The 11,210-nt window shown below is 37.0% G+C and carries 12 protein-coding genes and 1 tRNA gene; 11 read left to right on the top strand and 2 right to left on the bottom strand.

The genetic code is table 11. The features are described 5' to 3' along the window. The first annotated feature begins 67 nt into the window (after positions 1-67). The 10 genes from trxA (at position 68) to F565_RS0113090 (ending at position 5,936) form a co-directional block, all read left to right on the top strand. Complete coding sequence (gene trxA, locus F565_RS0113135; RefSeq protein WP_020213701.1) at positions 68-385, top strand: thioredoxin; 318 nt, start codon at positions 68-70, stop codon at positions 383-385. A gap of 165 nt (positions 386-550) precedes the next feature. Next, positions 551-1,030 carry a response regulator transcription factor gene (locus F565_RS0113130; protein ID WP_020213700.1) on the top strand — a complete coding sequence of 160 codons (480 nt, stop codon included), beginning with the start codon at positions 551-553 and terminating at the stop codon, positions 1,028-1,030. Positions 1,031-1,140: 110 nt separating this feature from the next. Next, positions 1,141-1,671, top strand: a complete 531-nt coding sequence (locus F565_RS0113125; RefSeq protein ID WP_020213699.1) for a DUF4199 domain-containing protein — start codon at positions 1,141-1,143, stop codon at positions 1,669-1,671. Positions 1,672-1,682: 11 nt separating this feature from the next. Next, entirely contained in the window at positions 1,683-2,108 is a 426-nt protein-coding gene (locus F565_RS0113120) for a VOC family protein (RefSeq protein ID WP_020213698.1), read from the top strand. 253 nt (positions 2,109-2,361) lie between these two features. Further along, complete coding sequence (locus F565_RS0113115; RefSeq protein WP_020213697.1) at positions 2,362-3,288, top strand: DUF58 domain-containing protein; 927 nt, start codon at positions 2,362-2,364, stop codon at positions 3,286-3,288. A gap of 86 nt (positions 3,289-3,374) precedes the next feature. Continuing rightward, positions 3,375-3,448, top strand: a tRNA-Asp gene (locus F565_RS0113110). A gap of 201 nt (positions 3,449-3,649) precedes the next feature. Beyond that, positions 3,650-4,270, top strand: coding sequence for an aminoacyl-tRNA hydrolase (gene pth, locus F565_RS0113105; RefSeq protein WP_020213696.1), 621 nt, complete (start codon positions 3,650-3,652; stop codon positions 4,268-4,270). Positions 4,271-4,375: 105 nt separating this feature from the next. Further along, positions 4,376-4,876, top strand: coding sequence for a hypothetical protein (locus tag F565_RS0113100; protein ID WP_020213695.1), 501 nt, complete (start codon positions 4,376-4,378; stop codon positions 4,874-4,876). A gap of 18 nt (positions 4,877-4,894) precedes the next feature. After that, positions 4,895-5,278, top strand: coding sequence for a cupin domain-containing protein (locus F565_RS0113095; RefSeq protein WP_020213694.1), 384 nt, complete (start codon positions 4,895-4,897; stop codon positions 5,276-5,278). Between the two features lie 202 nt (positions 5,279-5,480). Beyond that, a complete protein-coding gene (locus F565_RS0113090) occupies positions 5,481-5,936 on the top strand; it encodes a response regulator (protein ID WP_020213693.1) in 456 nt (151 codons plus the stop codon). A gap of 149 nt (positions 5,937-6,085) precedes the next feature. Here F565_RS0113090 and F565_RS0113085 read toward each other — a convergent pair whose 3' ends face one another. Together F565_RS0113085 and F565_RS0113080 are read right to left on the bottom strand one after the other, a co-directional pair. Beyond that, positions 6,086-7,111 (bottom strand): cytochrome d ubiquinol oxidase subunit II, encoded by a 1,026-nt coding sequence (locus F565_RS0113085; RefSeq protein ID WP_020213692.1) that lies wholly within the window; start codon positions 7,109-7,111, stop codon positions 6,086-6,088. A gap of 4 nt (positions 7,112-7,115) precedes the next feature. Then, the gene (locus F565_RS0113080) at positions 7,116-8,420 is read right to left on the bottom strand and encodes a cytochrome ubiquinol oxidase subunit I (RefSeq protein WP_020213691.1); all 1,305 of its coding nucleotides are present in this window, start codon (positions 8,418-8,420) and stop codon (positions 7,116-7,118) included. Positions 8,421-8,597: 177 nt separating this feature from the next. Here F565_RS0113080 and F565_RS0113075 point away from each other — a divergent pair, with 177 nt between their 5' ends. Continuing rightward, positions 8,598-11,198: an NACHT domain-containing protein gene (locus tag F565_RS0113075; RefSeq protein ID WP_020213690.1), complete on the top strand. Its 2,601-nt coding sequence runs from the start codon at positions 8,598-8,600 to the stop codon at positions 11,196-11,198. Positions 11,199-11,210 lie beyond the last annotated feature (12 nt).

The following is an 11,210-nucleotide window of genomic DNA, read 5'->3' as shown; positions in this document are numbered from 1 at the left end:
TTTACATTTAGATATAATTGTTTAATTTTGTATGTAATTTTACAACAACAATTAACATACAACGATAATGGCACAAGCAATAACAGATGCTACTTTTGAAGAGTTAGTATTGAAATCAGATAAACCTGTATTAGTAGATTTTTGGGCTGCATGGTGTGGACCATGTAGAATGGTAGGCCCAATCATTGAAGAAATAGGTCAGGAATACGAAGGTAAAGCTGTAGTAGGTAAAGTAGATGTAGACGCTAACCAGGAGTTTGCTGCAAAATACGGTATAAGGAACATTCCTACTGTATTAGTTTTCCAAAACGGAGAAGTAGTAGGCCGCCAGGTAGGTGTTGCTCCAAAACAAACTTACACTGCTGCAATAGACGCATTACTATAATCAGCTACCTGATATATTATACAGAAGCCCTAACGAAAGTTGGGGCTTTTTGTTTTTAGCCACAAATTACACGAAATATATATCAGGTAAAGTGTCATAGCGAGGCACGAAGCAATCTGATTCTTTTAAGGTAAAATAATTATATTTGGGTAAGCAAATAGATACATGACTAACTTTAAGAATACATTTAAAAGGAAAAGATCCACTATACTTTACAGTATCAGTTTGGCAATACTCCTGTTTTTTCTTAAATGGTTAGAGCTTCGTTATATAATATTTACACATTCATTCGAAATTTACGCAGGATGTATTGCGGTTCTTTTTACAGCTTTAGGAATATGGCTTGCCTTAAAACTTTCAAAGCCAAAAATTGAAACCATAGTAGTAGAAAAAGAAGTTCGTGTAAACAGCAATGAAAACATTGTTCCTGATGTATCGCTAATATCTCAACTCGAAATAACTAAAAGAGAGTTAGAAATATTAAACTTACTGGCACAGGGGCACAGCAACCAGGAAATTGCAGCAACACTTTTTGTGTCGTTAAGCACTGTAAAAACACACAATCAAAATCTTTTCGAAAAGTTAGATGTTAAACGGCGCATACAGGCCGTAGAGAAAGCCAAACGGCTACATCTCATTTCGTAATGTCTCATACTTTAGTATGAAATAAGCAGTCGTATATCTATAAATAGCCGAAAGTATGACCTGCAAAGCTTATGAATTTTCTACTTTTGGGCATGCAAAATTAAAAAGTAATGAAGAAAACTATTATCATTTACGGGGTCATTGCAGGAATTATAGTTTCTGTTTTAATGCTGTTTAGTATGCACAATTTAAGCCATTGCGAAGGCGGTATCGATTACAATTCGAGCATGCTCATTGGTTATGCCTCAATGCTCATTGCCTTCTCACTGGTATTTGTTGGCATCCGTAACTACAGGGATAAGTATAATGCCGGGATCATAAGCTTTGGGAAAGCATTTAAATTGGGGGTTATGATTGCCTTAATTGCCTCTACTTTTTATGTAGTGGCGTGGCTTATTTATTATTTCTTTTTCATCCCTGATTTTATGGAGAAATATTCAGCACATGCGCTCGAAGAACTAAGGGCGAGCGGTGCAAGCAAGCTAAAAATAAAACAGGAAACGCAGGAGATGGCAGAGTTTGCAAAGATGTATAAAAACCCGTTCTTTAATGCGATGATGACGTATATGGAAATCTTACCTGTCGGGTTGATAGTAACCTTAATAAGTTCATTAATTTTAAAGAGAAAAACAGCAATCTAAAATTTAATATTATGGAAGAGCAAAACAACGAAACGGCAAGCACAGCTTCTACTCATGATGCAACACCAAAAGTAACAGGTGTTGGAGGGATTTTCTTTTTTACTAATGACCCAAAAGAAACGAGAGATTGGTACAGCAAGAACCTTGGTATACAAACCAATGAGTGGGGCGCAACTTTTGAGTCGAGAGATATTAATAATTCTGAGCAAATAAATTCACTGCAATGGAGCCCTTTTAAACAGGGCAGCGATTATTTTGCGCCGTCTAAAAAGGAATTCATGATTAATTACACGGTGCAAAATATCGAAGGGCTTGTTAGCCAGCTTAAAGAAAGCGGAGTAACCGTGCTTGACGATATAGTTGCTTACGACTATGGTAAGTTTGTACATATCCTGGATCCTGAAGGAAATAAGATTGAACTATGGGAGCCGGCTTAAAAAAAAATATTAACATAGAAAAACAACAACAAGCCGAAACTTTTTAGGGTCTGTTTGGTCATTGCGAGGCACGAAGCAATCTAAAAAGTTCAAGCCTTAAAAAGATTGCTTCGTGCCTCGAAAATGACAACTGTTGCCGAAATAGTTTCGAAAATTCAATTGATAGCATAGCTACAACAAAAATGCGATTAGATGGATTCGCAAAATATCACCTCTTTATAATTATTCGCGCAAAATCGTTACATTTGAAATTATGAAGATTGATTCGCAATTAGAAAAAATATCGGCTTTTAAAAACCTGGAGCTTTTAGCCAACCAAATCGTGGAGGGCTTTATATCCGGGATGCATAAGAGTCCGTTTCACGGGTTCTCTGCTGAGTTTGCCGAGCATAAAGTATACAATCCCGGCGAGAGCACTAAGAGTATCGACTGGAAGCTGTATGCCCGCACCGACAGGTTGTATTCTAAGCGTTATGAGGAGGAAACGAACTTGCGCTGCCACCTTATTATAGATAATTCATCGTCTATGCATTACCCTAAGCTAAAGGATGGGCAGCCGTTTTACGAAAACAAAATAGGCTTTTCTGTACTGGCTTCGGCAGTGCTTATGGATTTGCTTAAACGCCAGCGCGATGCCGTAGGGTTAAGCATATACTCTGACACGTACGAGTATTATGCACCCGAGAAAGGCAGTGGCAGGCATCACCGCATGCTTATAGACAAGCTGGAAGGAATGCTGGCGGCACCCAAAAACAATAAAACTACCGATACTACTACGTTTTTACACCAGATAGCGCAAAAAATGCACCGCCGGTCTATGATCATATTATTTACAGATATGTTTCAGCCCGGTAATGATGAGGCGTTGTTTAATGCCCTGCAACATTTAAAGCACAACAAGCATAAAGTAGTATTGTTTCATGTGATAGATAAAAAAACCGAGCTGGGTTTTGATTTTGATAACGCCCCCCGCAAGTTTATAGACATAGAAAGTGGAGAAGAGGTGAACCTTTTTGCTGAAAATGTAAAAGAAGAGTACGAAAAGCTTGTTTCGGTTTATTTTAAAAAGGTAGCCGAAACGTGTATGCAGTATCAAATTAAGTATGTTCCGGTATCGGTAGATGAAAAATTTGAAAAAATATTAACTACGTACCTTGTTGAAAAACAAAAGTTTGGATAATTTTATAAAATAAAGTTCTGTTTTTGTTTCAAAAACGTTTGCAGGATTCAAAATGTGTTGTATATTTGCAACCGCAATAAAGCACTGGTTTGGTAGTTCAGTTGGTTAGAATACGTGCCTGTCACGCACGGGGTCGCGGGTTCGAGTCCCGTCCAGACCGCTTAAATTGGGAGAAGCCTTTCGTAAGAAAGGCTTTTTTGCCCCAATAAGGTTTTTAAAAGCCTTTAACGCAGTTGTGTTGTTTATGCCGCGAGAGCGGTAGGTTTAGTAGTTAGACCAATGAAAAGCTTTCCATTTGTTTGGAGGGCTTTTTTGATTTTATAGCTATTCTTACTTATAAAATAAATCTTATTTTTGTGGCATGAAATGGCTTACGCAACTTTTTGCAACTAAAAAAGCAGAACCTATTGACCCCATGAAAAAATACCTTATTGCGGGCCTTGGCAACATTGGCGCCGAATATGTAAATACCCGCCACAACATAGGCTTTAAAGTACTCGATCGCCTGGCACAGCAGGAAGGCCTTAGTTTTGAAACGGCAAAACTGGGTGCAGTAACAGATTATAAGCTTAAGGGCCGAACGCTTATTTTGCTTAAGCCTAATACCTATATGAACCTTAGCGGTAAGGCTATAAAATACTGGCTGGATAAAGAAAATATCCCGGTAGAGAACCTGCTCGTAGTTACTGATGACCTTAATATTCCGTTTGGTACTATACGCATTAAACCCCGCGGTACCGATGGTGGCCATAATGGGCTTAAAAGCATTCAGCAGTTGTTAGGTAACAGCGATTATCCACGGTTTAGGTTTGGTATAAGCGACGAGTTTAAAAAGGGCCAACAGATAAGCTACGTGCTTGGCGAATGGGGAGACGAAGAAAAAACAAAACTGCCCGAAAGGCTTGATAAGGCAGTAGAGGCTATAAAATCCTTCACGTTATCGGGCCTGGCCGATACTATGAGTAATTTTAACGGCAAATAATCCGGACTACCGGATTATTACATGTTCGATTTTTGAGAAAATAGAAAGTGGAATCTTTGCTGCAACCCAAACTGAAATTCGTATTTTAGCAGCTTAACCATTGCTATGAAAAAGCTTGCGCTAATTATCCTCCCTGTTATCCTCTTTGCCTGCTCTTCTCAAAAGGGTGGCAATACTGGCATAACTGGTAGACATACTATAGAGAGTGAATGCCCGCCCGATGGCACCTGTACTTTTAAAGTGTTGAAAGACAAAAGCCTGCTTGTTAAAACCGATAGTTTTAACCGTACGTATTATGAATTTCAGGATGCTCTGGGCAAAATGGTGCTTGTGTATGCTTACAACAAGATAAAAAACCCAGCTTACCAGGATGATTTTTACAGCGAAGAGGTTGTTGTAGAAACAGATAACCAACTCTCTAACCTTACAGGCGAAGGGGAGCATGATATTTTTTTTACCGTGAGATGCTTTTGCCGGGGTAAAGCAGGAACGTACCGCTTAGTTGCGGGAACAGCTACAATAAAAAATAACATACTGCACGTTAAATTACCAACCAATATTATAGATAACCAGTTACTAAAAGATATTACGGTAGCTTTTAAATAATCGGTTTTCCCCCTACTTATGAATTTAGATACCCCCGTTCATATAAAAACCATACGGCTGTACAACCTGCCCGATGGTAGCTGTACATTTCAAATTGGTATTGTGCCAAATACCACACACATACCTGTTACAGGTTTTTTTGCCCAGACCCATATAGAGGCGTATCAAAAGGTGGCACACCCTGCGCCGCGAAAACAGTTTGTGGTTACACTTACCGGCAAGCTACAGTTTACGGTTACCAATGGCGACTCGTTTATAATAGAACCCGGAATATTGCTCATAGCGGAAGATATTCACGGGCCAGGGCATACATGGCTGTTGCTGGAAGGCGATAGCTGGCACCGTCTTTACATTCCTATACCCGAAGACGCCAAAACCCACTTTATAAAAGATTCTGTCTAAATATATTTTGTTTATTGTTTGTTATATAACAGATAAACAACTTTTTGTTTTAATTTGAAATTGATAGTGGTTGTACTCTGTGTAGTAATGCTATTCTTGAGCTATTTAGTTAAAAATTAACTGTTATATTCTTGCCAATATTACTTGGATAGCTTTTCTATTACCGTAATTTTATATAGAATTCTGTTTAATATTATCAATTATGGGAAACACTATGCATAGGGAAAAATTACATGTGGTATTGGCAGATGATGATAAAGATGACCGCCTTTTCTTTAAAAATGCATTCGAACAACTTAGGATAAAGCACGAACTGCTTATGTTTGAAGATGGCTACGAGCTTATGGAGTACCTTGCTACTGCCGAGGAGCCACCTCATGTTGTTTTTCTGGATCTTAATATGCCGGGTAAGCACGGTTTAGAATGTTTGCTCGAAATAAGGGCTAATCCGCAATTTCGCGATCTTACCGTAGCTATTTACAGTACATCTTCTTCGCCGGAAGATATAGAGGGTACCTTTGTTGCAGGTGCAAATATTTACATTAAAAAGCCGGATGATTTTCTTTCTCTTAAAAAAATTATGGCCGATGTATTAAGTGTGAGCTGGCTTTATGTTACCGATGGATTAAACCGCGAGAATTTTATAATGAGTTATTAGGGAGAAATTCCAAAAGACAAATTTTAAATTCTAAATTATATATCTGGAACGCGGATTTTAAGCGCGGATTTACACGGATTTTATATTTTACTAAATGTAGCTAATCCGTTTTAATCCGCGTCTGCTTGTTATCCGCGTTCAATTAAAACCTATTCCCTTTCCTCCAATACCTTTATCATTCTGAACGATTTTAAAAGGTGCAGTAATCCGGGAATAATCAATGCCCCACCAATAATTAATGAGATACCCAGCACGCTGATAACATTATCGGGGGCACGGCCGTCGAGCAGGCTTATTTGTTCGTTTTTTGTAATTATAAGGTTAGGGAAATGTGTACCAATCGCGGCAAATAATATAAGCAGCACCTGCATACCGGCAAGGAAGCGGCACCATATAATACGGCCTATTTGTATAACCCTCCATAACGGATATAATAGTATTCCAGATAATGCCACAGCACCCAAGGCGTAATAATTATTAAGAAAGTCATGGGTAAATTTATTATTGGCCAAATAACCTGCACTTAGTGTTGCCATACCTAAAACTACCACCACTATAGTTGCAATACCGGCCTTGCGCATGTACATACGCTTTTCATAATTTTTGGCTTCGCCTATTAAAAACGTAGCCGAAAGGAACGTGCAAAGCGCGCTGAAAAAGAAGCCCGTAAGTATAGGAAACCATTGCAGCCACGGGTGAATATACACATCGGCAAAGCCTGCATTAGGATTGTCTTCAAGTAAAATTATATTACCGCTAACAAGTCCGCCAAAGGTCATGCCTAAAAATATGGGGGTTACAAGGCACGAAAACTCAAACATGCGGTCATACAAAAACTGTGTTTTGTCTTTAACGGCATCATAGTGCCTAAAAACAAAAGCAACCCCACGTAACGTAATACCCAGCAATACCAATGTGAGGGGTATGTGCAGGTACACAATAATCACGTTATAAAAAATGGGAAACGCAATCCACAGGATTACGATAAGTATAATGATCCAGATGTGGTTAGCCTCCCAAACGGGGCCAAGCACACTGTAAACAGTTTTCTTGATCGACTTTTTATGGTCGGCAGAGGAGAAGAGCTCGAGGATACCCGCACCGAAGTCGGCACCGCCAAGAAGCACATATAAAAAGAAGGAGAGTACAACAAAAAACAGCACTACATACAGCATAACGTTACAATGTTTGGGTGTTGTTAAGCACTTTTATCTGGCGTGCCATAAGCCAGGTAACCGCCACAGATAGTATGGCGTATAAAAATACGTACATATAAAAACTATATATCATGCCCGGCATGGGCGTAACGGCATCTTTAGTGCGCATTACGTTATGGATAATCCATGGCTGACGGCCCACTTCGGTAACGATCCAGCCTGCCTCAAGGGCAAGGAAGCCAACGGGAGCCATGATGGCAAAGTACAGCCAGTAGCGGCGGTGCAGCTGCCAGTGTTTCTTTTTAAGGCTGATAAAGTAAATTACAGAAGCCAATACCAGCAGCATGCCCAAACTTACCATTGCCTGAAAAGCATAGTGTGTAATAGCAACATTAGGGCGGTCTTCTACCGGAAAATCATTAAGGCCTTTTACCTCGGCATTAAAGTCGCCGTGGGCAAGAAACGAAAGCGCTTTAGGAATGGCAATTTTATGGGTCACCTCGTGGGTTTCGTTATTTACAATACCGCCAATGTATAGCGGAGCGCCTTTCTCGGTTTCATAATGTGCTTCGAGTGCGGCGAGTTTTACGGGCTGGCGTGCGGCAATATCTTTAGCCGACATATCGCCACTTAACGGTTGCAGCATTGCAGCAACAGCACCAAACAGTATGGCAATGTTAAAAGCTTTTTTGTGTACCTGCGGGTTTCGGTTTTTGTAGATCTGCCAGGCGTGGATTCCTGCCACTGCAAAAGAGGTCGCAGCAAAGGCGGCAAGCGTCATGTGTAGTGCCTGGCTAAACCACGCATCGTTAAGGAATGCTTTTACAGGGTCTATGTTTATGAATTTACCATCTACGTAATCAAAACCCGAAGGGGCGTTCATCCAACTGTTTGCCGATACCACAAGGATACCCGAAAGTATTCCGGATACTCCTACTATGATACCTGTAAACAGGTGAAAACGCTCTGATATTTTGTTCCAGCCGTACAGGTAAAAGCCCAGTGCCACGGCTTCTATAAAAAAGGCGGCACCCTCCAGCGAGAATGGCATCCCTATAATAGGCCCGGCATACTTCATGAAGTTGGGCCACAGCAGGCCAAGCTCAAACGACAGCGCCGTACCCGATACTGCACCGGTTACAAAAAATATGGCGACACCTTTTTGCCACGATTTGGTTAGGGTTAAATAAACGTGCTCGCGGGTTTTTAGCCATTTATAGTGGCTTATTACCATAAAAAAAGGCATTACCATACCTATACAGGCAAACACAATATGAAAAATAAGGGTGAATGCCATTTGCATTCGTGCGGCATCTAAATTATCCATTTACGAGGTTGTTTTTAGGCTACGTAAAGGTAAGGGATAATGTGGTAGGGTGGGCGGGAGAATTAAAACTTTGTATAGGATGATTGGGGCTGAATGAAATAAATCAAAACAATCGTGTAGTTTTTTTATGGTTAATTTATCTAAATAGTTTAGATTTATATTATTAAAACCAATCATATGGAAATCAAGTTGAAAAGTTCAGATTATAATTATAAACTAAATTTTAAAGAGGTTGTTAAGAACTTCTTCGATTTTAATGTGGGCTCAGCGATCACTGATATGATTTCAATTGATTCATCAATTGAGATGAAAGCGTTTACTTTGTTGTATAATACTGCTAAAACTACTATCACTGAATTAGTAAAGGAGTTAGATCAAGATAAAGTAAATCTTAATAGTGATATTTCAATTAATAGAGAGATTGAAAATGAACTTAAATCTTTCTTGGAACTAGAGATAACAATCACGCCTGATTTTTTTGAAGATATAATTAATCATAATCCAGACTATCTTAAAAAGTCTTACTTATTATTCAAAAAATATTTGAGGCTTTTAAAAATCGAAATCCCAGAGAGTTTTGAATATAGTTATTACAAAACGTTCAGATCTAAATTAAGTGAAGAATATCACAATAATAGATCTAAATATGATGAATTACAAATGCATTTTAATAATCCTGTAAGAGAGCAAAATATTAAAATGGACGCTTTGTTTAAATATTATTCAGATATTAAAACAAATTTCATTTTACCTCTCAGACAAGATGGCGAGTCAAATGAAACGTTAAAAGATTTATATATAGATCCATATTTCAAAGTTTATTCAAATAATCTTTCATTTACGACTTATTACCAAGATTTTTTTGAATTTAGAAACGAAAGTGTCACTGCTCACGAATTTATTAATGAATATTTCTTGCAAGGTAAAGCGCACCCAGATTTAAAAAAGTGTTACAATATGCTTTTTCTTTTGGGTCAACCAGGTCAGGGTAAAACTTCTTTATGTTACAAAGTGGTGTATGATATTCTAATAAATTCTTATGGACTACCCAATCAAATTTTATGTTTTGTTAAAATTAGAGATTTAGTAGCAAGCGATTTTATAAATACACCCTTTGATGAAATAAATAAATATTTAAAAACTAATTATGATTTTAATAATTCAAAAGTATTATTAATACTCGATGGACTGGATGAGGCATATATGGGAGGAGGGATCAGCGATAATGATTTGAGGAACTTATACGACAGACTAAATAAAACTTGTCGCAGTAATGTACATTTAAAAATTATACTCACTTCAAGACTAAGTTATTTAAATGCGAACGAGGCTTGTATAGATGGGTCTTTAGTAATAAAGTTAGAGTCGTTTAGTGACAGGCAAATTGGGCAATATGTAAAGAAATTTAAATTATTTTATCCTCAGAATAATTTTATAAAAAAAGTCAGTACAATATTAAAAGATAATCAGTACTCTCATATAAAAGAATTGCTTAAACAGGCTGTGGTCATCTATTTCATTGCGATCGCTGATATAGATGTTGAATCAGGGGATTCTAAATCAATAATTTACGATAAATTATTTAGTGTTTTATCAAAACGAGGATGGGATAGAAACGGGCAGCTTGATTATATTAAGTCAAAAGTAAAATCAGATCATATATTATATGAAAAATATTTAAGAGAGTACATTAGAAATATTGCATTTGAGGTTTATCAATCACCTAAGCTATATATTACTTTAACTAAATTAGCTGGTTTGGATTCCACTAACAACTTTGTGAAAAAATGTTTCAACGATGATTTGATTAATTCACCAGAAAAGTTAAAAGATATAAGCAAGTATTTACTTATAAGCTTCTATTTTCAGGAGTCAACTAATAATACGTCAAGTGATACTGCTATTGAGTTTTTTCATAATTCGCTTTGGGAATATTTAACGGCTGAATATTTATGGGAGGAAAACAAAAAAATTCTATTGAAAAAGGATGAAGATGGAGATTTCTTACAAGTAACTAACGAGCAATATTTTGAACATCTGAGAAAGATGATTGGTAACAAAACTCTAAGTTACGCTGTTTATGAAAATTTAGTCGATATAATTAGTCATGAAGATGACGATATTAAAATATTGATTGCAGAACAATCTGATGGTCTTTTTCTCAGTTTATTAAATGATGATTTTATACTTGAATATAGGAAGAAAGACGATCAAATAAGCGCGGTCCAAAAATCAATATCAATTTTTGAACTTTTTTGGACATTTTATTATAAGTCTAATTTATCAAGAGGAAATGTTATAGAAGTTAGTGAAAGGTTGGAAGAGTTTCTTTTTTCATTTACATTTATGTTTTCCGCAGAGTATGTTTTTGAAAATTTAATATTTGCAAATGATCCAACATATATTAGATATTCTGATTCTAATGAATATTTAGATTGCCATTTATTGTGTGATTTTACAAGCTGCGATTTATCTAATAATGTTTTTGAAGACTGTATTATAAGAGCTAACTTTTCGTCCTGCTTTATACAACGAAACAAATTTATTCAAACCGAATTCGAAGGATCTGAATTCTACAAAAATAATGTAATTACAGATAATTTTTTCGCCAATTGTACATTCTCAGGTGTTAAATTTGAATCGCCCGAATCTTTTAAATGGTTTTTAGAAAAAAATAATTTTAACTATAATATACTAGATAGCTATGTATTAGTCCCTAAAGAAGAGAAAAGATACGATGGGACAAATCAAATAAATTATTATCTGGTGATTAAATAAGTTGGCATTATA

The sequence above is a fragment of the Flavobacterium rivuli WB 3.3-2 = DSM 21788 genome (assembly GCF_000378485.1).
Lineage (GTDB): Bacteria > Bacteroidota > Bacteroidia > Flavobacteriales > Flavobacteriaceae > Flavobacterium > Flavobacterium rivuli.
Note: the sequence above shows the minus strand (reverse complement) of the source record. Positions and strands in the feature narration are given on the sequence as shown.